The organism is Alkalihalobacterium sp. APHAB7, assembly GCF_048323755.1.
Taxonomy (GTDB): Bacteria; Bacillota; Bacilli; order Bacillales; family Bacillaceae_F; genus Alkalihalobacterium.
Genome location: NZ_JBLWFS010000001.1, coordinates 392,322 through 416,377, shown reverse-complemented (window position 1 = coordinate 416,377; position 24,056 = coordinate 392,322). Strand labels below are relative to the sequence as shown.

Annotated in this window: 21 protein-coding genes; 4 read left to right on the top strand and 17 right to left on the bottom strand. The window is 39.4% G+C overall.

From position 1 onward, the window contains the following. The 6 genes from hprK to uvrB form a co-directional block, all read right to left on the bottom strand. Positions 1 to 939 (bottom strand): HPr(Ser) kinase/phosphatase, encoded by a 939-nt coding sequence (gene hprK / locus ACNSTQ_RS01780; RefSeq protein ID WP_418198137.1) that lies wholly within the window; start codon positions 937 to 939, stop codon positions 1 to 3. A gap of 584 nt (positions 940 to 1,523) precedes the next feature. Next, positions 1,524 to 1,880: a phage holin family protein gene (locus tag ACNSTQ_RS01775; protein ID WP_418198136.1), complete on the bottom strand. Its 357-nt coding sequence runs from the start codon at positions 1,878 to 1,880 to the stop codon at positions 1,524 to 1,526. Further along, positions 1,880 to 2,083 carry a PspC domain-containing protein gene (locus ACNSTQ_RS01770; RefSeq protein WP_418198135.1) on the bottom strand — a complete coding sequence of 68 codons (204 nt, stop codon included), beginning with the start codon at positions 2,081 to 2,083 and terminating at the stop codon, positions 1,880 to 1,882. The genes ACNSTQ_RS01775 and ACNSTQ_RS01770 overlap by 1 nt, the downstream gene beginning before the upstream one ends. A gap of 18 nt (positions 2,084 to 2,101) precedes the next feature. Then, positions 2,102 to 3,211: a DUF4097 family beta strand repeat-containing protein gene (locus ACNSTQ_RS01765; RefSeq protein ID WP_418198134.1), complete on the bottom strand. Its 1,110-nt coding sequence runs from the start codon at positions 3,209 to 3,211 to the stop codon at positions 2,102 to 2,104. Positions 3,212 to 3,513: 302 nt separating this feature from the next. Continuing rightward, positions 3,514 to 6,387: an excinuclease ABC subunit UvrA gene (gene uvrA / locus ACNSTQ_RS01760; protein ID WP_418198133.1), complete on the bottom strand. Its 2,874-nt coding sequence runs from the start codon at positions 6,385 to 6,387 to the stop codon at positions 3,514 to 3,516. A gap of 7 nt (positions 6,388 to 6,394) precedes the next feature. Beyond that, positions 6,395 to 8,374, bottom strand: coding sequence for an excinuclease ABC subunit UvrB (uvrB, locus tag ACNSTQ_RS01755; RefSeq protein WP_418198132.1), 1,980 nt, complete (start codon positions 8,372 to 8,374; stop codon positions 6,395 to 6,397). Positions 8,375 to 9,140: 766 nt separating this feature from the next. On the opposite strand from uvrB, the gene ACNSTQ_RS01750 reads away from it, so the two are divergent. Together ACNSTQ_RS01750 and ACNSTQ_RS01745 are read left to right on the top strand one after the other, a co-directional pair. Then, positions 9,141 to 9,644 carry a sigma-70 family RNA polymerase sigma factor gene (locus tag ACNSTQ_RS01750; RefSeq protein ID WP_418198131.1) on the top strand — a complete coding sequence of 168 codons (504 nt, stop codon included), beginning with the start codon at positions 9,141 to 9,143 and terminating at the stop codon, positions 9,642 to 9,644. Then, complete coding sequence (locus ACNSTQ_RS01745) at positions 9,634 to 10,812, top strand: anti-sigma factor (protein ID WP_418198130.1); 1,179 nt, start codon at positions 9,634 to 9,636, stop codon at positions 10,810 to 10,812. Before ACNSTQ_RS01750 ends, ACNSTQ_RS01745 begins: the two co-directional genes overlap by 11 nt. Positions 10,813 to 10,852: 40 nt before the next feature. Here the strand turns inward: ACNSTQ_RS01745 and ACNSTQ_RS01740 are convergent, their stop codons facing one another. The 6 genes from ACNSTQ_RS01740 to ACNSTQ_RS01715 all read right to left on the bottom strand — a co-directional run bounded on the left by ACNSTQ_RS01740 (position 10,853) and on the right by ACNSTQ_RS01715 (position 17,461). Continuing rightward, positions 10,853 to 11,623: a hypothetical protein gene (locus ACNSTQ_RS01740; RefSeq protein ID WP_418198129.1), complete on the bottom strand. Its 771-nt coding sequence runs from the start codon at positions 11,621 to 11,623 to the stop codon at positions 10,853 to 10,855. Between the two features lie 34 nt (positions 11,624 to 11,657). Continuing rightward, complete coding sequence (locus ACNSTQ_RS01735) at positions 11,658 to 13,172, bottom strand: zinc ribbon domain-containing protein (protein ID WP_418198128.1); 1,515 nt, start codon at positions 13,170 to 13,172, stop codon at positions 11,658 to 11,660. A gap of 150 nt (positions 13,173 to 13,322) precedes the next feature. After that, positions 13,323 to 13,541, bottom strand: a complete 219-nt coding sequence (locus ACNSTQ_RS01730; protein WP_418198127.1) for a DUF2198 family protein — start codon at positions 13,539 to 13,541, stop codon at positions 13,323 to 13,325. A 133-nt stretch (positions 13,542 to 13,674) separates the two neighbouring features. After that, complete coding sequence (locus ACNSTQ_RS01725) at positions 13,675 to 14,868, bottom strand: PDZ domain-containing protein (RefSeq protein WP_418198126.1); 1,194 nt, start codon at positions 14,866 to 14,868, stop codon at positions 13,675 to 13,677. Positions 14,869 to 14,976: 108 nt separating this feature from the next. Then, positions 14,977 to 16,440: a S41 family peptidase gene (locus tag ACNSTQ_RS01720; protein WP_418198125.1), complete on the bottom strand. Its 1,464-nt coding sequence runs from the start codon at positions 16,438 to 16,440 to the stop codon at positions 14,977 to 14,979. 169 nt (positions 16,441 to 16,609) lie between these two features. After that, positions 16,610 to 17,461 (bottom strand): VOC family protein, encoded by an 852-nt coding sequence (locus ACNSTQ_RS01715; RefSeq protein ID WP_418198124.1) that lies wholly within the window; start codon positions 17,459 to 17,461, stop codon positions 16,610 to 16,612. Positions 17,462 to 17,776: 315 nt separating this feature from the next. Between ACNSTQ_RS01715 and ACNSTQ_RS01710 the strand changes: the two genes are divergently transcribed. Beyond that, positions 17,777 to 18,100, top strand: coding sequence for a winged helix-turn-helix transcriptional regulator (locus ACNSTQ_RS01710; RefSeq protein ID WP_418198123.1), 324 nt, complete (start codon positions 17,777 to 17,779; stop codon positions 18,098 to 18,100). 122 nt (positions 18,101 to 18,222) lie between these two features. Here ACNSTQ_RS01710 and ACNSTQ_RS01705 read toward each other — a convergent pair whose 3' ends face one another. The 3 genes from ACNSTQ_RS01705 to ftsE are packed head-to-tail and all read right to left on the bottom strand — an operon-like array spanning position 18,223 to position 21,179. Next, entirely contained in the window at positions 18,223 to 19,572 is a 1,350-nt protein-coding gene (locus ACNSTQ_RS01705) for a murein hydrolase activator EnvC family protein (RefSeq protein ID WP_418198122.1), read from the bottom strand. Between the two features lie 37 nt (positions 19,573 to 19,609). Continuing rightward, positions 19,610 to 20,503 carry a permease-like cell division protein FtsX gene (ftsX, locus tag ACNSTQ_RS01700; protein WP_418198121.1) on the bottom strand — a complete coding sequence of 298 codons (894 nt, stop codon included), beginning with the start codon at positions 20,501 to 20,503 and terminating at the stop codon, positions 19,610 to 19,612. Continuing rightward, positions 20,493 to 21,179, bottom strand: coding sequence for a cell division ATP-binding protein FtsE (gene ftsE, locus ACNSTQ_RS01695; protein WP_418198120.1), 687 nt, complete (start codon positions 21,177 to 21,179; stop codon positions 20,493 to 20,495). The genes ftsX and ftsE overlap by 11 nt, the downstream gene beginning before the upstream one ends. A gap of 515 nt (positions 21,180 to 21,694) precedes the next feature. Here ftsE and ACNSTQ_RS01690 point away from each other — a divergent pair. Then, entirely contained in the window at positions 21,695 to 21,904 is a 210-nt protein-coding gene (locus tag ACNSTQ_RS01690) for a nuclease-related domain-containing protein (protein WP_418198240.1), read from the top strand. 818 nt (positions 21,905 to 22,722) lie between these two features. On the opposite strand, the gene ACNSTQ_RS01685 is transcribed toward ACNSTQ_RS01690, so the two are convergent. Next, complete coding sequence (locus ACNSTQ_RS01685; protein WP_418198119.1) at positions 22,723 to 23,097, bottom strand: c-type cytochrome; 375 nt, start codon at positions 23,095 to 23,097, stop codon at positions 22,723 to 22,725. 66 nt (positions 23,098 to 23,163) lie between these two features. After that, a complete protein-coding gene (locus tag ACNSTQ_RS01680; protein WP_418198239.1) occupies positions 23,164 to 24,033 on the bottom strand; it encodes a YitT family protein in 870 nt (289 codons plus the stop codon). Between the last annotated feature and the right edge of the window lie 23 nt (positions 24,034 to 24,056).

The following is a 24,056-nucleotide window of genomic DNA, read 5'->3' as shown; positions in this document are numbered from 1 at the left end:
CTATAAATAGTCGTCTCTATCTCCTTCTTCAATCACATCCGTTAAACGCTCAGAAAATTCTTGGGCGGCATTAATACCAAGACGTTTTAATCGGAAATTCATCGCTGCAACCTCTATGATTACCGCTAAGTTACGACCAGGACGAACGGGAACCGTCAATTTCGGTACGTCTACATCAATAATTTTTAATGTATCTTCTTCCAAGCCCAAGCGATCGTAAGCTTTCTTTTGATCCCATAACTCTAGATTAATAACGAGTGCAATTCGTTTAAACGGACGAATGGCTCCAGCTCCAAAAAGAGTCATCACATTAATAATACCTAACCCGCGAATTTCAAGCAGATGTTTAATTAATTCCGGTGAACGGCCAATTAACGTATCCTCATGTTCTTGACGAATTTCCACGGAGTCATCGGCAACGAGACGATGACCACGGCGAACTAAATCGAGTGCCGTTTCACTTTTACCGACACCACTTGCTCCCATAATCAGTACACCTATTCCATATATGTCAACTAGAACACCGTGAATAGCGGTCATCGGAGCTAGCCGGCTTTCTAAATAGTTCGTCAGCCTACTACTTAAACGCGTTGTCGTAACTGGTGACCTTAAAATCGGCACTCCTTTTTCTTCAGAAGCAGCAACAAGCTCAGCTGGAACTTCTAGTCCTCTAGAAATAATAATACCTGGAGTGTCATATGTGCAAAGCTTAAGCATCCGCTCTTTCTTATCAATATCACTTAATTGTTCAAAAAACGAAAGCTCCGTTCGACCGAGCAACTGAAGGCGGTTTGCCGGGTAATATGTAAAAAAACCAGCCATTTCAATACCTGGTCGGGAAATATCACTCGTTGCGATCGGCCGATAAATTCCTTCCTCTCCACTAATAAGCTCTAACTGGAAATTTTCTATCAAATCATTTGCAGTAACTTTTGCCATCTGATTATCCTCCATCCTATACATCAACATTACTTACACATTATAACCTTAAAAGGACGGAAGAAAAAAGGTCAGGCATTCTATGTAGATAGAAAGATGGAGTATAGCATATAAAAATAGCTAAAAAGCAAGCTTTCGGATGGATATGTTCCAAAAATAAGAAGCAACAATCTATGAGAAAAAACTATTGATCTGTAGGTCGCATTGCACAACCACTATGTTATAAGGAAAATTTTGTATTGTAAATAAAAATGCCTGTAAGCGAAAACTGGCTATCATAGAAGCACGATAGATGGTAACCGGTATTTAGGGGTTTGCATATAGAGGGAGAGTATACGTGGGGTTATTGGTTGGAAGTAGGGTCTTAGACCAATTTCAATCTCCCGCTTTAGTGCATGAACTTTCCATGATTGTTCTCTTTTCATTCACTAATCAGCCGCTTTGATTAACTGTCTCTTCTATATATTTCCTCCTTTTAAATATAAATATCAGCCCCTTTCCCTTTATAATGTGTCTTGGCACACGAAAAAGCACTGAACAATGAGTTGTCATTGTTTCAATGCTTTTTAATATAGTATGTCATGCTATGATCTCTTCAATGGTTCGACAAGCATTTTTTGAATCAGTGTATTGAGGATCGTGATGATAATGGCTGCTAAAATGGCCATTCCGAAGCCGTCAATTACAAACGAGGACCCCATGAAAGCAGCTGTCAACTTTAACGTAATCGCATTGATCACAAATAGGAAAAATCCTAAGGTTAGGACAGTAACAGGCAACGTCAGAATAACGAGGATCGGTCGTACAATAAAATTTAAGATCGAAAGAATGATACTCGCAAAGAAAGCTGCTCCAAAGCCAGTAATATGAAACTGTCCAAAAAAGTGGGCAACAATAATCAGTGTAATACTATTGACAAGTAAGTGTAATAGCCAACCCATTAGTCAACAATATCTCCTTCGTTTGGAATAACGAAAGCCGCTGCTATATAACCGAGCAGCAAAGGAAATCCTGCTGTTAAGAAGAAAAGAATGATAAATAAAACGCGAACAAGAGACGGGTCAATTCCAAAATAAGTTGCTAGCCCGCCACAAACGCCAGCTAGCTTTCGATCATGAACAGTCCGAAATAATCTTTTTTGCATGTTTCTTCACCTCGCATTTTACGAGCGTTGCTCAATTTGAATAGATCCTGTATTGGTTTCTGCTTCTAATTTAAAACGTGGAGAACATTCTTTGTTTGCAATAAATGACAGTGTCTTTTGTACGAAATCTTTTTTCTCTTCGACAATCTCCAGCCCATTTAAATCACACGTAAACCCGCCAACATTCGTTTCGAGCTTTCCTTCTACACGGAGATCATCTGGTAACGAGACATCGATACTTCCTGTCGTTGCCTTTAAATCTGCGTAACACGGCTCAGCGACTTCATCAAGTCGATAGTGAATCGCTCCATTGACCGTTTCGACACTGACGTCGATATTTTTACCTTCCAACGTAATCGCACCGTTCATCGTCTTCACTTCGCACCATTCATTATGGATGGATGAAATGTCCACTGGTCCATTCACCGTTTCGGCGTAAAGCTTCTTACTTTCTACATCGGAGAGGTGAACGCTTCCGTTAACAACTTTCGTCTCCACCTTGCCTCCTTGAAGGTTTTCCCCTTTAATATGCCCATTAAACGTGTAGACTTTAATCGAATCGTAGTACTCTCTTGGAATATAGCATGTTGTTTGAATTTTGATCGTCTTTACTTTAGAGTAAAACTTGACTCGGTCTTGTCTTCCTTCAAAGACCGTTTCTTGTAAAAACGTTTGTCTTCCATCTTCGGCATCACGAGCGCGATAGACTTTCGCTTTACACTCGACACGAATGTCTTGCTCTTCCCATGGAATTAATGTAACTGAACCATTCTCTAGTGAAATATCCAGCTCTTTGCCGGTAAAATGTTTATGGTGAAAAATATGCTCAATTTCAACAAAAGGACCGAAATTAAAGTCTAAATCTAAGTCTTTAATCTTTTGAACCGCATTTTCAATAAAGCCTGTAAGAATGCTTGCTCCTGACGTTTGACGATACGTACGGCGGGATTGTCGTTTACTATCCCAATCCACCCGCTCAGATAACGCGGTTTGTTGCTTTTTCTCTGATTTTTGTTCCTTCGTTTCTTTTGGTTCGTCTTGCTGCAGCGCATTTAATAACTTTAATCCTTCTTCTGCTGTAATTTTTCCGTCCTCAATCATTTTCAAGATCATTTTACGTTCTTCCATTTAGAACCTCTCCTCTATGGAAAATCTTTTCACAACTCAATAATACATACGTCCTATGAAGAAAAAAGTTACAAATTAATTAAAGATCTCTAAAAATATTCTTAAAATCTACTTATATTGAGACGCTCTAATAAAATGCGTATTCCTGACACAGATCAAATAGTAGAATTCGTCGAGTAGGCATACGGTCTTCCTAAGTATATTCAATCTGTATACTCACTTTGTATACGCAGAGCGCATGGAACATCCATTTCACACGCTCTGACTACTACTACTATTTTATCGAACACGACTGTTCGTTATCACTTTTTCAGAAGTTCTTTTTCTTTGACTCGATCTTCCATTCGCTGCAAGTCTCGCTCCAAAATCGGCTTTAAATAATATCCGGTATACGAACCTTTTACCGCGGAGACCTCTTCTGGTGTTCCAGTACCCACAATTTGACCACCTTTATCGCCACCTTCTGGGCCTAGGTCAATGATATAATCCACCGTCTTAATGACATCTAGATTATGCTCAATGACAAGAACAGTATCCCCGTTATCGACTAATCGTTGCAACACATTTAATAACCGGTCAATGTCGTGAACGTGAAGTCCTGTTGTTGGCTCATCTAAAATATAGATCGTCTTTCCTGTAGAGCGTTTGTGTAACTGAGAAGCGAGTTTGACACGTTGCGCTTCTCCACCTGATAAAGTAGTGGCCGGCTGTCCTAACCTCATGTAACCAAGACCGACATCGGCTAATGTTTCAATTTTACGCTTGATTTTCGGGATGTTGGCAAAGAATTCTAAGCCATCTTCAACTGTCATTTCCAGCACATCTGCAATCGTTTTTCCTTTATACGTAATCTCTAGCGTTTCACGGTTATATCGCTTGCCATGACAAACTTCACAAGGCACATACACATCCGGTAAGAAGTGCATTTCGATTTTAATAATCCCGTCACCGCGGCACGCTTCACAGCGCCCACCTTTGACGTTAAAACTAAAGCGGCCTTTTTTATAGCCACGCACTTTCGCTTCATTCGTTAAGGCAAAGACATCGCGAATATCATCAAATACACCTGTATACGTAGCCGGATTCGAACGTGGCGTACGGCCGATTGGCGACTGGTCGATATCGATCACTTTATCCACATGCTCAAGACCCGTAATTTCTTTATGCGATCCTGGCTTGTCTTTCGCTCTATGCAGTTTTTGTGCGAGCGATTTATATAAAATTTCATTAATAAGTGTACTTTTTCCTGAACCAGAAACACCCGTTACAGCGACAAACACCCCGATCGGGATATCGACATTTACTTTTTGTAGATTGTTTTCATTCGCTGCTTTAATCGTCAGCTTGCGTCCATCCGATTTCCGTCGCTCAGCTGGAAGCGGGATGAATTTCTTTCCGGATAAATATTCACCAGTTAAGGAATTCGGGTCCTCCATAATTTCCTCAGGCGTCCCTTTTGCCGTGATCATTCCACCATGCACTCCTGCACCAGGTCCAATATCAATAATGTAGTCTGCCGCCATCATCGTATCTTCATCATGCTCTACAACAATTAACGTATTCCCTAAATTCCGCATATGCTTCAACGTTTCAATTAAGCGGTCATTGTCCCGTTGGTGTAAGCCAATCGACGGCTCATCGAGAATATAAAGAACACCCATCAAGGACGAACCAATTTGAGTCGCTAAGCGAATCCGCTGCGCCTCTCCGCCAGACAGCGTCCCTGCTGCACGTTGCAGCGACAAGTAATCAAGACCCACATTAATGAGGAACTTGAGGCGCTCATTAATTTCCTTTAAAATGAGACGGGCAATGGCAAGTTCTTTATCTGTCAGTTCAAGCTTATCAAAAAGTACTTTCGCATCTTTAACAGACAACGCCGTCACTTCACCAATGTGCTTTCCACCGATTAAAACGGACAGACTTTCTTTTTTAAGCCGATTACCTTTGCATTTCGGGCAATGGTGTTGCGCCATATAGCCTTCCATTTGTTCACGAATATAATCAGATGACGTTTCGTGATAACGACGGGCAATATTGTTTAATACCCCTTCAAATAAAATGTCATTTTCCCGAATTTGTCCAAACTCATTTTCATAGCGGAAATAGATTTTTTCCGTACCACTTCCATATAACACTTTATTGAATAACGATTCAGGAATTTGCTCCACCGGGAGATCCATATCGATCCCGTAATGATCACACACTGACTTCAACAGCTGCGGGTAATATTGTGAGCTCGTCGGTTCCCACGGAGCAATCGCATGCTCATTTAATGATCTAGAACGATCGGGAATGACGAGATCTAAGTCGACTTCTAACTTCGTACCTAAACCATCACACGTAGGACAAGCACCATATGGACTATTAAAAGAAAACATCCGCGGCTCAAGCTCAGGAATGGAAAATCCACACTGCGGACACGCATGATGCTGACTGAATAAAAGTTCTTCTTCACCCATCACGTCGACTAGAACACGCCCGTCCCCCAGTCCTAGAGCGGTTTCAATTGAATCTGTCAGACGCGCTGCAATTCCTTCCTTCATGACAATCCGGTCAATAACAACTTCAATACTATGCTTTTTATTTTTATCCAGTTCAATGTCTTCAGCGACTTCACGCATTTCCCCATCGACACGAATACGGACAAACCCTTGTTTCTTAATATCTTCTAACACTTTGACGTGCTCGCCTTTACGTCCAGAAACGATCGGGGCGAGGATTTGCATCTTCGTACGTTCTGGGTACTGCATAATGCGGTCAACCATTTGTTGCACTGTTTGTGAACTAATTTCAACGCCGTGCTTCGGACAAATCGGACGGCCAATTCGTGCAAAAAGAAGACGTAAATAATCATAGATCTCCGTAACCGTACCGACTGTGGAACGCGGGTTCCGACTCGTCGTCTTCTGATCAATCGAAATTGCAGGTGATAACCCTTCAATTGCATCGACATCGGGCTTGTCCATTTGTCCAAGGAATTGACGGGCATACGCGGACAACGACTCGACATAGCGACGTTGACCTTCTGCATAAATCGTATCAAACGCGAGCGATGACTTTCCCGATCCTGAAAGGCCTGTTAATACGACTAATTTGTTTCTCGGTATCGTTACATCAATATTTTTTAAATTGTGGGAACGTGCTCCTTTAACGATGATATTTTCGAGTGCCATCTTACCTTCATCCTTCCGCTTTTAGCTCTAAAATTAAATCACGCAACTCTGCTGCACGTTCGAAGTTTAAGTCTTTCGCTGCTTCTTTCATTTCTTTTTCCATTCGTTCGATCATCGCGTGCCGATCTTTTTTGCTCATCTTACCCGTTGGTACTACAGCCGTATACGTTGCATCTGCTTCTGCCGCGTACGTGGCTTGAATAACGTCAGGAATTTTCTTTTGTATCGTCATTGGCGTTATGCCATGTTTTTCATTGTATTCTTCTTGAATTTGGCGGCGGCGGTTCGTCTCATCAATAGCAATCTTCATCGACTTCGTCATTTTATCGGCATACATGATGACATGACCATTTGCATTACGTGCAGCACGGCCAATCATTTGAATAAGAGATCGCTCGGCACGTAGAAATCCTTCTTTATCTGCATCCAAAATCGTCACTAATGAGACTTCAGGAATATCAAGACCTTCCCTTAGCAGGTTAATCCCGACAAGCACATCGTACGTACCTATTCGAAGTTGACGGACAATTTCGAGCCGCTCTAACGTCTTCACTTCGGAATGCATGTACTGCACACGGATTCCGATTTCTTTTAAATAATCGGTTAAGTCCTCAGACATTTTCTTCGTTAATGTCGTAACAAGTACTCGTTCTTTCCGAGCTGCCCGTTCATTAATTTCACCGATTAAGTCATCAATTTGACCCTCGATTGGACGGACTTCGAGTGTAGGATCAAGCAAGCCGGTTGGACGTATAATTTGTTCGACGACTTGTGGTGTTTTTTCTAGTTCATACGGCCCTGGTGTTGCTGAAACGTACACAATTTGGTTTGTCTTTCCTTCGAATTCCTCAAATTGAAGAGGGCGGTTGTCAAGGGCAGATGGTAATCTAAAGCCATGGTCAACGAGTACTTGCTTTCGCGCACGGTCCCCGTTATACATGCCACGGATCTGCGGTAACGTTACATGCGACTCATCGACTACAATTAAATAATCCTCTGGAAAAAAGTCCAGTAAAGTGTATGGGGTCTCGCCTTCTTTTCGTAACGTTAAATGTCTTGAATAATTTTCAATCCCTGAACAAAAGCCCATTTCTCGCATCATTTCCAAGTCATATTTAGTGCGCTGTTCTAGACGCTGAGCTTCAAGTAATTTTCCGTTCTCGTTCAGTTCTTTCAACCGTTCTTCAAGTTCTGCTTCAATGTTTACAATCGCACGGTTTAATTTTTCTTCACGTGTAACGAAGTGGGAAGCTGGGAAAATTGCCACATGATTTCGCTCACCTTTTATTTCACCTGTCAACGCATCGACTTCTGTAATTCGTTCAATTTCATCTCCAAAAAACTCCACACGAATACACTGCTCGTCACGAGAAGCCGGAAAGATTTCGACGACATCGCCGCGAACACGAAACGTACCACGTGTAAAGTTAATATCATTGCGGTCATATTGAATGTCGACTAGATCTCGTAAAAGCTCGTTACGTTCCTTCTCCATACCCGTTCGGAGTGAAACGACAAGGTCACGGTATTCTTCAGGAGAACCTAAACCATAAATACACGAAACACTCGCAATAATAATGACATCTTTACGCTCAAAAAGTGAACTTGTCGCAGAGTGGCGCAGTTTATCGATTTCATCATTAATGCTGGCATCCTTTTCTATAAACGTGTCAGATTGAGGAACATATGCCTCTGGCTGATAGTAGTCATAGTAACTTACGAAATACTCAACCGCATTGTTCGGGAAAAACTCTTTAAACTCACTGTACAGCTGACCCGCTAACGTTTTATTATGGGCAATAACTAATGTCGGTTTATTGACTTCTTTAATTAAGTTGGAGATCGTAAATGTTTTCCCTGTCCCTGTTGCTCCTAATAGCGTCTGATGAACCTTTCCTTCTTCAACGCCTTTTACAAGTTCTTTGATCGCTGCTGGTTGATCTCCTTGTGGTTGATATTGAGAGACTAACTCAAAACTGTGCTCCATCGCCTGGCTCCTCCTTCTATTCACAAAAGTGCGCTCTGCCCAATATTCTTTTGGGTGGCGACACCGATCGCTTTTCGTAGACTATTTTTTGTACAATGCTCATTTTTTTTTACTATATATAAAAACGATTTCGTTCGATTTCCAATGACTACATTATAACACACAGGACCCCATTCTACACAATTTTAACGAACGTATATTCTCTAATTTGTTTTAACTAATTTTAGTGGGTGGATCCAAGGGGTTAGTCGAGGGGGCAGGATATACTATCAGGAAGGTACCCTACTAGATCGTTTTTTTTGTTAACTTTTTTACAATATTAGGAGAGTATCAACACTGAAGTGGTGTTTATAGTAATTATTTTACTTTGGAAACTCTATATCTCCGTTTAGGTTGCTACTTTTACAGTATTAGGTAATTCCAAGCTCTAAATTAATGCTTAGAATGATTGTTTTACAGTATTTGGATCATCCTCACTCTAATTCTACAAAAATAGTTAACTCCCTACCTGCATCTAATCGTATACAATAAAAGAGGTATACGGAGGCAAGCCAATGTCAAGATTGCTTTCACAGTTAATAAGGACAATCTATCCATCCTTCTTTCATAAGCTACTTTGTACACAAAAGCTAAATAATGGTTTGAACCGCTTTCGCCTTGAGCGGTAACGCACAACACTAAGGACATACATATTTAATAAATTTTTCTCAAATTATCTGTAACTTTACATCATTTCATTCGTGTTATAAGTGAAAGGAGGAGCGAAATGAAAGAAACGATCGATTCGATCTATGACATGTATTTCCCACATATATACCGCTTTCTCCTTTCGCTTTGCCACGATCATTACACGGCTGAGGATCTCGTTCAAGAAACGTTTTTTCGTGCGCATCTTTATGTTGAAAATTACGAAGGTGAAAATATAAAATCCTGGTTATTTACGGTAGCTCATCATGCATTTATCGATTATGAGCGAAAGCGAAAACGAACGGTTATAAAAGAACAAAACTTCTTCTCAAAATTGTTTCAAAGAGGAAAAAGTACGGAAGACCAAATGGTAATAAGCGAAGAAATACAGGAGATTATAGAACTCCTTCACCACTTACCTGAGAAACAGAAGCTAGCGGTATTGCTACACGATTTTAATGAATTGTCCTACCAAGAAGCTGCGACGGTGATGAATGTGACTCTAGCCAACTTTAAAGTCTTGCTATTTCGCGGTCGGCAAGCAATTCGTAAACAGAAAGGCGTGAATAACGATGACAGATGAATTCAAAAAGAAACTCGATACCTATGAAAAAGGTGAACTGACAGGCAGTGAACTGGAACAATTTGAACACGAGCTTGAAAAACTAGAAACCTACCAACAACATTTAGAAAAAAAAGAACCACCTATTGAAATGAAAAAGCAAACTAGCGAAACGATAAAAACGACAGTGAATGATAAAAAGCAACGGAAAATCTTAAGACGAAGTAAGTGGAAAGCAAGGTTGCAAACAGCCGTCACAGCCCTCCTCCTATTCTTAGTTATTCTTATTGTTACATCAATACTAACAGCGGTTTATTACAGTTGGGGAACTCCCGATCGCAGTGAGGTATTACGGAATGTGATCGACCATACATTAACCGTCACCCAACCTGATGGACATTTAGGAGGAACGAGCATGAATGCTAAAACGTTCTTTCGAATGGAGGCTACACGAGATATTCGAAAAAGAGTTGGAAACGAAACGATTACGGTCGGAGATATGAAAGTCAATTTCTTATTTTCGATGATGTCCTTCCCAGAAATCAGTCATTACGGTAGACAAAGTCAAAATCGACCAATATTCTATTATCCGAATGCTACGGAGTCATTTGATGAGCCTTATTGGCATCAGCTCGAACAATTACCTGAAGGCACAGTTGCCTCTGCTTATCTATCTTTTGATCAACTCTATGAAACGAATAAAGTGTTCCAATTGTTTGAGGGAAAAGATCTTGATCTGTCTTGGCTGGCTGTAGATACGGGACCAGAATTAAATGATGTTTTTCAAAGCGATGTGATATTCGATCCTATCGGTTTCCCGTCCTATCCGATTTGGCATGAAGATGACATGATTCTCACATCGAGGTCTGAGGAAAAAGGCTTTTTATTTGGTGGGATTGTCACAGAAAGCCGGACCTCGCCAGACTATGAAGTCGGAGACGAAACGATTTTACACGAGCAATTTTTAAAAACACTATCGTTTCTCGAACCTCATGAAAACAAAGCGAATCGCATTGCTGTCAATCGTTTAAACCTAACCGAGCGACTACAGTATTTAGAAACCGAAGGAATTTTCCATTATGGGGTCGTAATTACCGGACCAACAAAAGAAATATTAGCCCTGCGTGAAGAACCATGGGTAACTATTGTGCAAGTGGACGAAGTTACGTTCTGGAATTGGCATTATTAAATTGAAAAGGGAGAGGCTTATAACCTCTCCCTTTTCAGAATTATAGGTATCTAAAGATCGTACTTAACTCATCAATTAAATTATTCAGCATACTTTCAGCCATCATGTAAGCAACAATTGCCATAGCGATGTAAGTTAACAAAGAGCCATAAAAGGCATCTAAGCCGCCATGGTTTTCTGTCTTAAACGAGTAAATCGTTGAGATAACCGCTAATAGGTATGAGACACTTGCAAGTACAACCAAAATTAGTGAGAACGAAATTACAGATAGAAAAACTAATATAATTGCGACAAGTAAGAATGTTACCGGAACAACTAGGAATGTCCCAAAACGCGCTAAAACATCTTTAAAAGATCCTTCCACTTTCATTAACTTTAGTATTCCAAACATTATAGCAATTAAGACAATCACAAAGATAGCAGTAGTGATAAAGGGCATTATTACTATATCTGAGAACGAAAAAGGCATAAAACCTTGACTTACCTTTTTCATAAGGAAGTAGGCATAGATTGGAAGTAATAGAGAGTATAGAACGATTGAAATTATTCCATTTACAAACGAATCACCATTTACTGTTTTACCCATCCCCATCGGATTTTTAAGGACTTCAAGTGCATAACCTAAATATTGCTTACTTACTTCTCTACCTTGCTGAAGGTATTGATTATCCTGAAAAGAAGTAGTTGGTGAAGAAGGTGCTGTTCCATCACTTGTCGCTGCCGTTTGACCGGCAGTATCAAGCTTACAACCACAACTTGTACAAAACTTTGACCCATTTTCTATTATACTTCCACATTGTGGACAGTTCATATGATCATCTCCTAAATAATTTCTTTCTTATAAGTTAATTACCACTAGCAACCAGTTCTTTTGAATTGCTATGATCAATTGAATACATAGAGTTATAGTCGTCTAACATCCATTTTTGTTTTTCTTCATCATAAACCAACTTGTAAACCCAATTATTCTCGCTCTCTTCAGTCGTGAGGTCTTCGTCGTCAACTCGGTAGCTTACTGAGTCATAGTATAAGGTAGTTCGTACCTCGGTATAATATTTGTTATCTACCTTATAAACGTTAAAACTATTCAGGTCAAAGATACCTTTAAGGTACTCCCCTTTCCAACGTCTATCGTAGTCTTTCATACTGGAAAAATCATTTTTCACATAATTCAAATAATTACTTGTCACCGTTGAAAATTTAGTCTCATCTAAACTTTCATATGCTTCCGCCCACTCATGAGCAAATGAATGGATCGTGTCCATAATAGTATCTTTCTCTTTTTCATTAAGTGGATTACTTATTGTTAGGCGGATGCTTCTGCCATCAATCACACTCTCATCTGTTTTAGCAGAACCCCAAGGAAATGTCATTTCAGCGTGTACCTTCATTTCCCCATCCGTTGTAATTGGACCAATTTCTTGCGCTTCATGCAACGATAAACCAGTCTCATTACCGTTAATAAACACTTTAGATTCTACAGCCATATCTTGATAATCCGAATAGATAGAAATGTAATCACCATAAAGGCTTAGGTCCGCATAGGAATAATGATCATAAGGATTTAACAATGATACTATTTCAGAAGTTTCTAGTATGGTGTATTCACCAGCGTACTGTGATTTTAATTCATACACTCCCGGCATTAACGGACCATACTCAATTGAAAAATCATAACTATTGGATATTGCAATCTCTTCTCCATTCAGAGTTACTATAGCATCAGGATGATTCGTCTCTATTCTTATATAGAATGGAACAACTTCTATGGTGTATTTATCAAAAAAAAGTGCAGTTTTGCCTTCCTTCTTCAAATAAAATATGCTTTGTGAATAGTCATAGAAATCGTAAGTATCATCTTCAGTTTTGTTACCTATTAAATCCAACTGTCGAGATTGATAGTTTAAGGATTCCATTAACGAGCTATAGTAAGAAGGGTTTGCTGCTAAGAATTCCAAGATACTTGCTACACCAGCCTCCGTAATTTCTAACCTTGGATCGTCAGAAGAAAGCATCCCCATAATCGTTTCACTGTCTTTATCAAGAATTGCCTCACTTAAATTACTAATTAAGCGGTCTTTATCAGTAAGCGTTGAGCCGATTTGAAATACAATAAATAATAAAACAACACACGCACCTACTATAGAAGCAATTACCTTATTCTTTTTTGTCCATTGAATCGGCGGCTTCTTTGGATCCTTATTCACTGGATTGAATGGTTTGTTGGAACTACTTTCATGATGCGACTCTGGCACTTCATTTATATCATTATTTTGAGGTTGAACAACTTTCTCACCACATTCCTGGCAAAAAGTTGCATCCGAATGAAGTGAAGTACCACACTCTCTACAAAATTTCATAGCCTTCCTCCTTTTTGACTATTTTCAACAATTTTACACAACATCCATTATTATATAGGAAGATAGTCATAAGTAAAGTCGTTTTATGTCGAATTAGTGAATTTTAAAAAAAGAACAAACTATTTTAACCAATAGTTTGTTCTTTGACTTTTATCCACTTCGTTTTCTCATATTTAACGCAATTCTAATGCCCGCTAATAGTGAAATGACAGCAAGTGTCATCCCAAGCCAATTCATGTGGTGGACTTGAACCGCAAAAACCATAATCATAATCGTCACAATCAAGGAACCGATGACACTATACGTTATCCTTGTTCCCCCTACCATTAACAGAACTGGTAATCCGATGGCTAAAAAGAAATTCAACATAAATACTAGCTCCTTTCTCTATTCAGTTTTCAATAAAATTCTCGAACTCACGCCTCTTATCATGGGATAAAAAACGATTCAGCCATTTTCCATGACTGAATCGATTTCATATGTTGACGAAGAATATCTTTTCTTAAACAACTGAATTTTGTAATTCATATTCCGCTTTCAATAACAGCACACCGAGTTGATGGTGTTCGCCATCGTAAAGTGCGGTTTGTGCAAAACGAATTTCACCATCTTCGTCCTTGACTTCCAACTTACAAAAAGCAGAATTCTTTTGTAACGCATCGTAAAATTGAAGTTGATCATTTACTCTTTGACCATTCACTTTTACAATGACTTCCCCTACACGTAACTGCATTTTAGCAGCCGGCGAACGCGGAATGATCCCAAGAATCATCACACCAGACGTTTGTGGTGTAAAATGTTCGGTTTTTCTTTCATCTTGTTGTCTCATACGAATCCACAGTATTTCTTTGCCTGCCAGCGCTAGGGACGCTGCAACAAACGCGAGGTACGTATAAAAGTAAGCACCTACACTTACCAAACCAACGAATACCCCTAATAGGATAATGCGGTTACCGGTCTTTTGAATAAACGGAACAGGCATCGAACTCTTAATGAGCTGATGAAAACCTACTAGAAACGGCACGAGAATAATTGAGTAGGTGCCTTGCTCACCGATCGTTAACACCGGCCAGAAATCAACACTCGGCAATAAACCGTTTGGCAGTAAAAGAAAAACTGGAACAAACCACAACCGCTTCGATTCGTGAGCGCCAACTAACATTCCTCGTTTGCTTTTCAAATACTTCGGTGACGTATTTTTATGCCCATTCGTTCGAACAAGAACACCTTCGCCTATTAAAAGCAGGGCCATTATAATAACTGTATAAACTAGCAAACTTTCACTAAATTCAAATGAAAAATTCCCGAAAAGCGGTACTGAAATTGTCCATGGCTTAAATGCAAATAAAAGCATCCCAAACACGGCAATCGGAATGACAAAAAAAGGGGATATCCACCTTACTTGTGTAGTAGCAATAGCTAACAAATAAATTACGGTAATTGCAATTAGAAGTTCAATCGAAACAACGATACCTAGACCTATCGCTACGATTGAAATGACCAATCCAGTTATAATCCCAGGAAGCAATGAAATAACCGTTTCATCTAAAAAATCGTATACTTTCGTATGAAAATCACTTCGTTCGCGTTTGACCCGAGCCACTCCAATCAGGAGCATTGTAAAAAATCCGATATAAAACAAAGGATGTAAAAAGACGTAACCAATACCTTGAAGTAATGTAATCAACCAATCCATAATCATTTCTCTAGTTCCTTCCCCATGATGAATAAAGAAAAAGTACATGCATAGTCTATTTTACTACACATGTACTTCGACAACAGCCTATTATTTTCCTGCTTTAAATCATTCGCTTTGTTTAATAATTAATTCTATGGCCGTTTGGAGCTGACGGTCATTTTTCTCATCACGGATCACTTCTACAATCGCTTCATGTATGGCGCCAGCTGTTTTTTCATCGATAACCCCTGTAGCATTTAAATTGTTTGTATTCTGAAAAGCACTGACAGCTTGCTCCGTTTGTTTACTAAAATAACCATCTGTGCGGCCAGGCTCAAACCCTAACCCTTTTAACATATGTTGAGCGTTACGAACTTGCTCATTTAACATATCATATTCTAACTCTTCTTTAACATTCAACGGTGGCAAATAGAAAAACTCAGGCTGAGAAACTTCAACCGTCGGCTCTACCCCTTCTTCATTGATAAAGTTGCCATCTGACGTTAACCACTTAAATAGAGACAGTTTAATTTCACTGCCATCACCTAATTGAAGCGCTTGTTGAACGGTTCCTTTTCCGAACGTTGTTTCACCAACAAGATCATAGTTTCCAGCTTCTTTTAATGCACCTGCAATAATCTCAGAAGCTGAAGCACTTCCTTGGTCAATTAAACCAATAATTGGATAATCCTTTGTTTCAGACAGTGAAGAAATGTATCGTACTTTTTCACCGTCACGATTTTGAATTTGAACAATTGGCTCTCCTGGAGGAATGACAAGCTTACCAATTTCTTCAGCTACATTTAATAACCCACCCGGATTACCTCGAACATCAATAATTAAACCATCCATGCCTTGATCCTCTAGAGTGGCTAATTCTTTTTCAAAGCGTTCTGCTGTATCTTTAGCAAAAGACGTAATTTCTAAAACGCCTACTGTTTTTCCTTTATGCTCGATCGTTTTTACACGAACGGATTCAATCGGGATCTCATCTCGTTCAACGGAAATCTCTATTAATTCCGAACTCGTTGGGCGGTCAATCGTTAACAAAACTTCTGTTCCTTTTTCACCACGAATTCGTAACACAGCATCATATAAGGTAAGTCCTTCAATACTTTCACCGTCAATTTTTACAATACGGTCTTTTGGCATTAAGCCGGCTTTCTCTGCTGGTGATTCTCGCATCGGAGATACAATCGTCACTTCTCCATTTGTCATAGTCACCTCAGCACCAATACCCGAAAAATGAGAGTCGAGCTGCTCCATAAATTGAGATGCTGTTTCTTCATCCATATAAACCGAATACGGATCATCGAGTGCCTTAACCATTCCTTCAATCGCACCTTCTAGTAGCACTTTCTCATCGACTTCATGAATATAACGTTCGCTAATTAGTTCCATAGCACTTAGAAACTTTGTAACCGTATCTAGCTCTTCGTGTTTAGCATCGACAGTCTCAGCTAAAACCGGGTGCTTTTCCTCAACAACTTCAGCATCTAGGCCATTCATAAACACATACATACCACTTGCACCAATTAGTAGTGAGAGAACGACAGCAAACGCTAGTGTTTTTCCTCTAATATTGTTCATGACTTTCCACCTCTCTTGCAGAAAAGGCACTACATCCAGTAGATGCAATGCCTTAACATTCATATAGTTAGTATATGTCAGCCTGTACAATTTATGTTTCTTAACTACTATTTACTACTATACTACAATCTGACGCAAGAATAAAGTGAACCTTCTTTAACATAATCTTCTACTTTACTCGCAACTCAATAAAAATTCCTGATGGATCTTTCGTTAGATAGACCTGGCCTTCTTTACTGATGAAGGCTTCAATTTTTTGTAACTGCTCGACTACTTTGTTTCTTGCAGCTTCACTCGGAAACTGAATGGAAAATTTTTTTAATCCAGCATTCTTTTCTTTAAGCGGAGGCGCACCGACTCCTGCCCAAGTATTTAACCCAATATGGTGATGATACCCGCCGGAAGACATAAAAAGGGCTTGGTCTCCAAAGCGGCATACAACATCAAACCCCAATCCCTCTCGATAAAAATGTTCAGCTTCACCTAGGTGGGCAACATGTAAATGAATATGTCCCATTACGGTTTGGGAAGGCAGTTTCGTCCACTGTTTATCTCCTGCCTCGGCAAGAAGATCTGAAAAATCCAATGGATCAACAGTCATCTCAACTTGTCCATCTTGCCAATTCCATTCCGTATCGTTTCGATCTGAATAAATCTCAATCCCATTACCATCAGGATCTGATAAATAAAGGGCTTCACTAACTAAGTGATCCGATGAACCGAAGCGAACTCCTTTTTGTAATAGATGGTTCACTACATTGGCTAAATCCGCCCGCGTTGGTAAAAGTATAGCAAAATGATATAAGCCTGTTGTTGGATACGTCTTCGGGACAGCTCCTTCGATTTGTTCAAGCGTGACTAAGGTTTTTTGACCATCCGCACTTAGATGAGCGGTTTGACCCGTTTGCCTCAATACCTGGAACCCTAATATCTCCTTGTAAAACGATAGGGACCGTTCCAGCTGTCCCACCTTCAAATGAACATGAGCTACAAATGTAATCGGTTCTTGATGAAAATTCATATCCGTCTAGCACCCCTTTACTCGAAATAAATATATAAAACATTCTATTTTCAAAGATTGTTGCATTTGCTTTTGGATCGTAAGCTAAGCTGGTGCTTTAGCGCTTCTGGCATAGCGCGAAGCGGAATAAACGGAAGCAACAGTATACAAAAAGCTAATAAAATGCCTCTAATGCATACATCGGCTTAGTTGTATTCTACTTACTTTATGTAAGTAAGTATATTTTAATAATTAACTATGGTCAAGTAATTAGTTTACGTTTTATTCATTTCTAGTGGTTTGTGGTATCATATAGTGTATTAGGAGTGATTGAATATGAACAAATCTCAACTCTGCCCTAAATTCGAAAAAGCGATGAGTTTGTTAAGTAAACGCTGGACCGGACTAATTATCTATCAATTACTTTCGGGTCAGCAGCGTTTTTGCACAATTGAACAAGCCATTGGAATCAGTGGTAGACTTCTCTCCGAACGTTTGAAAGAGTTAGAAAGCCAAGGAATCGTCAAACGAGAAATTTATCCTGAAACACCCGTTCGAATTGAATACTCATTAACAGAAAAAGGCAAGTCACTAGAACCACTCATGAAGGAAATTGAAACATGGTCGCAAACCTGGATAGCAATCGAACATCAATCATAACAAAACGCTGATAGGGTATATCCCCATCAGCGTTTATTAATCGTTTTACTTAATAATAAAAGGCGTGTAAATCATTTTCAGATCTACACGCCTTTATTTATGCAATGACTACAACAAACCCGTTATTGAATATAGTTCATCGGGTTAACTGAGTTTGATTTTGCACCATTCCAAGGACCTCTATGCACTTCAAAGTGTAAGTGAGGACCAGTGGCCGTACCTGTCGCACCCATCGTTCCAATCGTTTGACCGCGACTGACACGCGCTCCGTTTGAAACCGAAATGGAATTTAAATGAGCGTATAGCGTCGTTAAAACTTGTCCATTCACATTATGAGAGATCATAACCGTGTTTCCATAACCATTCATATATCGAGCAGCAATCACCGTTCCGCCTTCAGCTGCATAAATAGGTGTTCCTGTACTATTTGCAATATCGATCCCGTGGTGCATTCTTCCCCCGCCATGTACCGGGTGGATACGCATTCCATAAGCAGAAGAAATTCGCCCGCTAGCCGGACGCATTAATGTCCCGCTTCCAGTCGAAGGAGCTGGTTCAACCGTAGATGGTGATGAGCTGCTGCGACTTGGTTGTTGTTGCTGTTGCTGCTGTTGTTGTTGTTGCTGCTGTTGTTGTCTTTCAAGCTCACGTTGACGCTCTAATTCACGTTGTCTTTCTAATTCTATTTGTCGTTCTCTTTCTTTCCAAGCTTCAAGCTCTTGTTTCATCGCTCTTTCTTGTTGAGCAAGGATCGCATCTGCATCTTCTAGCTCACCGAGGTAACCGTGAATTTCTTCCCCTTTTGCTATCAGCTGTTTCACAATACGATCTTTTTCTTTCTTTTGCTCTTCGAGGTGAGCCATTAATCGCTCAAGTTCTACTAAATGACTTTCTAGTTTTATAAGTTGTTCTTCTACTTCCGCTTTCGCTTCCTCTAGTAATCTATGATCCTCTAAGTGCGCTTCTAAAATATTACGGTCTTGTTGAGCAATCATCGTAAGTGCGCTTAGACGATCGAGGAAGTCACCGAAGCTTTTAGCCCCTAGAATGACTTCAAGGTAACTCACACTGCCGCCATTTTGATACATCGTACGAGCACGATCTTTTAATAATTCATCACGCTCTTCAATTCGTTTTTCAATAATGACGATTTCTTCTTTCAATAACTCAATTTCTTCACGAACTTCTTCGACTTCGGCTTGTTTTTGACTAATTTTTTTATCAGTCTCAGCAACTTCTGTATCTATTTTTTTAATGTCTGCTTCAATTTGTCTTTGTTCTGCTTCTACTCTTTTTAATTCAGCTTCTTGCTCTGCGGCTTCTTTTTGTTTTTCTTGACGTTCCTGTTCAACATCAGAAATTCGATTTTCTAATGTTGGATTGGCCAAAACAAAGTTCGGTCCAAAGCCTGCAAACACTGTACTTGCTGCCAAAGCAAATGATAATAAGACTAACGTACTTCTTCGCCTCATCCACTAGTTCCTCCTCGTATTATATGTTCCTGTTTTATTAGGCTTTTAAAAATTTTCGAACACTCATCATACTTCCCCAAACCCCGATAAACGCGCCAATTACAAGAAGAATTCCCGCCACTTGATAGATCGCAGGGAACACTGGGACAAGTTCAAAAAACATGACTTCCAGTCTAGAACGCATAAACTCAAAGAAATAAGAATATCCACTTACAAGGAGAATAATAGGGATTAACGCCCCAATAATACCAATGAACAATCCTTCGACAAAGAACGGCCAACGAATAAATCCATTAGTAGCTCCTACTAATCTCATAATTTTAATTTCTGGTTTTCTCGCAACAATTGTCATTTTAATCGTATTTGAGATTAGAAACATCGCAGTAAACATCATACCAGCGACTAGAATAAGACCGAATGTCCGCATAAAATCAGTGACCACAAACAATCTCTCGACAACGTCTTTTCCAAAATTAACACTTTCGACGTACGCTAATTCTTCAATTTCAGCTGCTACTGTTTCTGTTAACTGTGGTGTATCTGCTCGTACAACATATTTATCATTAAATGGATTTTCTGAACGCAGCCCTTCAAATACCGCAGACATTTCATCCATACTTTCTATAAACTGATCTAATCCTTCATCACGGTGAACATATTCGATACTTTCAACATGCTGTACATTTTCAATCTGGTCTCTTAATTCGTTTTGTTGTTCTTCATCAGCAGTTAATTCAATATAAACTCGAATTTCCACGTCATCTTCAACCGTCGATGCGAGATGGTTCATGTTGAGGATTAATAATAAGAAAATCCCAACTAAAAAAAGCATAATCGCAACCGCACTGATCGAAGCGAACGTCATCCAACCGTTTCGTCCAAGATTTTTAAAACCTTCTTTCCCGTGACGAGTAAGGGTTCTAAATTTCATATCCGTAGTTCCCCCTTACTTCATCGCGGACAACACGTCCACCTTCAATGGCAATTACACGCTTTTTAATCGTATTAACGATCTCTTTATTGTGCGTCGCCATAACGATAGTCGTCCCTCGATTACTGATGCTTTCTAATGTATCCATTATTTCCCAAGCTGTATCTGGATCAAGATTCCCCGTAGGCTCGTCCGCAATTAGAACACTCGGGTTATTGACGATCGCTCTAGCAATGGCAACCCGTTGCTGTTCTCCACCAGACAACTCACTTGGAAGAAAACGGGCTTTATTTTTTAACTTAACAATCTCTAATACTCGCATGACTTTCTGTTTGATCGTCGCTGGATTTTCCTCAATTACTTCTAAGGCAAACGCTACGTTTTCGTAGACTGATAACTTAGGCAGCAGTTTAAAATCTTGAAAAACCACGCCAATTTTCCGACGGACAAGTGGAACATGTCGATCTTTTACTTTTGCTAGATTTGTACCGTCTATGGAAATTTCACCTTTTGTCGGTTTTTCTTCGCGGTACATCATTTTTATAAAAGTAGATTTCCCAGCGCCACTAGGTCCTACCACATAAACAAATTCACCTTTACCTATCGTAATATCTATCCCATTTATAGCACTAACGCCATTCGGATACGTCTTCCATACATCCTTCATATCTATCAAAACAATCACTTCCTACACAAGTTGGAGTTCGCTTGACTTCATCAATTACATCGAAAATAGAAGTCTATCATCTACATGAAGACTTTACTATCAGTTATTTTTTGAGGATTGCTGTTGAACGATACTCGACAACCTCAAATTCTGTCGTTTTTTCTAATCTAATATATTATAACACCTTTAATTTTACATGGGCATTGCTTTTTATTACAATTTTATTTCAATATCAAAGCGAATGGTGTAAGAATTTAGGTCTTTTTCTGTTTTAATGGGAATAGGAAGTCGACTTTTTTGAACTATTTTCCTTGTCTAACTTTGACGAACGTCATATGTAGTGGGGGATTGAGGCTTTTTAAGGAGGGTTTGATGAGGTTTTTCAATTGAGTTTTCTAGCAAATTTTATTTGTAAAAGTTGGAACTATTTCATAAAATTAAAATGAAAAAACGAGAAGGAGCGTGGTTTATGATTGTTAAAGATCGGCACGAGTTAATAGAATTAGTGTTATTTAGAACTTCTTATTGAAGTAAAGAATTATGCAGGTGACTTTTTAATTGAAAACGACAATTGGTTTTCACTCCCCAAAAAAGAAATTAAAAATCCCTTACTCCAGTTAAAAAGAAGCGAAGATCTATTAAGGCGACTCTTCCAAGACAACGGGATGAATTTGACTGTTGAACCGCATCTGGTCTTCGTAATTCCCGGATTTCATCTGTACCAAGTCCTTTAGGCTTACCTATTATCTTTCCCTCTCAGATACAGCACTTTCTTAAAAATGTGATCATGAATACACCACCTTTAGATCATAAAACACAAAAAGTTATAGCAAAACTTCTATCCATCTCATTAAATGAATCCCCTTATGTTAGACCCCCTCCCTAAACTATCGAGAAACTCAACAAAGGCATTTCATGTGTAAAATGTAACTCTTTATCTACTCATTCTGACACCCATGATGATTTTGTGATTTGCAGCTTTTGCGGTTATAGAGAAACTGTCGAAAGTGCAATTCTTAGGATGGTTGTTGAGTTTAAACTTCTTTTCCCTACTATTAAGATTACCACTAACTTAATGTTTAACTGGTGTAAAGTAATTCATTCCAAGAAAAGGGTTCAACTTTGCCTTTCCAAGCAATTTAAACAAAATGGAATTGGGAGATCGACCTATTATGAGTGAAACGAAGTTATATGGGGAAAGGGTCCTCTTGAGGAGGGATATCCTTTTTGATGTAGTTTGGTCTGAGTCTCTAGCGTTGTTGTCTGTAATATGGATTAGACTATGGGTGAACCTTGTTTTTAATCGGAAGAGTTTCATTAGGTTTAGATATTTCCTTTTACTGTAAATATATCGTAGTAAATAACCACTTAGGTTCACATTTTCCTATTTATTGTAAAGCCTGTAACCTAAGTATCTCTTTAAATAAAAGTTACAATTTGCTCAAGTTTGCAAAAAAAATCAAAGCACCTTGTTTCAAATGGTAGTTCCGGATAATATCCATAAGAAAAAGACTTCTCACCTATAGAGAAGTCTTTTATCTTAATATTGATCTTATTGCTCTACTAACCAAGCTGCAAGGTTTTCAGCTTCTTCACCTTCAACTAAACCTGGTTGCATTGGCCCCATACCTTCAGCTAACACGTGAATGATTTCATCGTATGTGTAAGCTCCGTCAGCTAACCCTGGACCAATTCCACCTTCAAGATTTCCGCCGTGGCAGCTCATACATTTTGCTTGGTATGTAGCTTCAGCCCTTTGTGCATCGTATGTAGCTCCTGTTGTTTCTTCTGCAGCCTCTTCTCCAGCTTCTTCTGCAGGTGCCTCTTCTACTGGCTCCTCAGCTGGTGCAGCTTCATCACCGCCACCGCCACAGGCTCCTAATACTAAAATAGACGCCCCTGTTAATGCCATTAAGAACTTTTTCATGATAAGTAAAGACCTCCTCACTCTAGTATATTTGCAGGTATACCCTACAACGTAATTATAACTCAATTACTGTTTTTTAAAACCCTCACCAAGTACCTCAGTAGCGTTGGTGACAACAACAAATGCAGACGGGTCAGCACTTTTCACTATTTGTTTCAATTTTGTGACTTCCGTTTGATGAACGACACACATGAGAACAGGGCGCTTTTCGTTTGTGTAGCCACCATAACCGGACAGTTTCGTGACACCACGATCTACATCTCTTAGTATACTTTGCCTCACTTCTTCTTGTTTATTCGAAATAATTAATGCAACTTTTGCATAACCAACACCCATTTGAACTAAATCAATGGTTTTCCCCGTTACAAATAGGGCAATTAAAGCATAAAGAGCAAGTTCTATATTAAAAACAATAGCCGAAGTAGCTACGATTAGCCCATCGAGAATAAAGACACAAGCACCGAGTGATAACCCTGTGTACTTATTAATAATTTGTGCAGCCAAGTCCGTTCCACCCGTACTAGCAGCAGCACGAAACACAATCCCTAATCCTAAACCAACACCAATCCCGCCAAATAACGCAGCAAGAAGCGGGTCTGTCGTTGCTGGTTCCACATTTCTTGTTAAGAAAACGACATATGGTAAAAACAATGTCCCAATTAACGTTTTCACCCCGTATTTCATTCCGCCGAGCAGGAGAACACCTAGGATGAACAACGGGATGTTAAAGGCCCATTGCGTAAAGGCTGGCTCAATCCCAAACACATCATAAACGATCGTACTAATCCCGCTAACCCCACCCGAAGCAATTCGGTTAGGCAGTAAGAAAAGGTTAAAGGCAATGGCCACAATCGCCGATCCAAGCAAAATTTGACCATACTCTAGTACCATACTAACCTTTGGATTTAAATAATTATCTCTTCTTTTTTTTGTCATCATCATCATTATGTCTACACTCA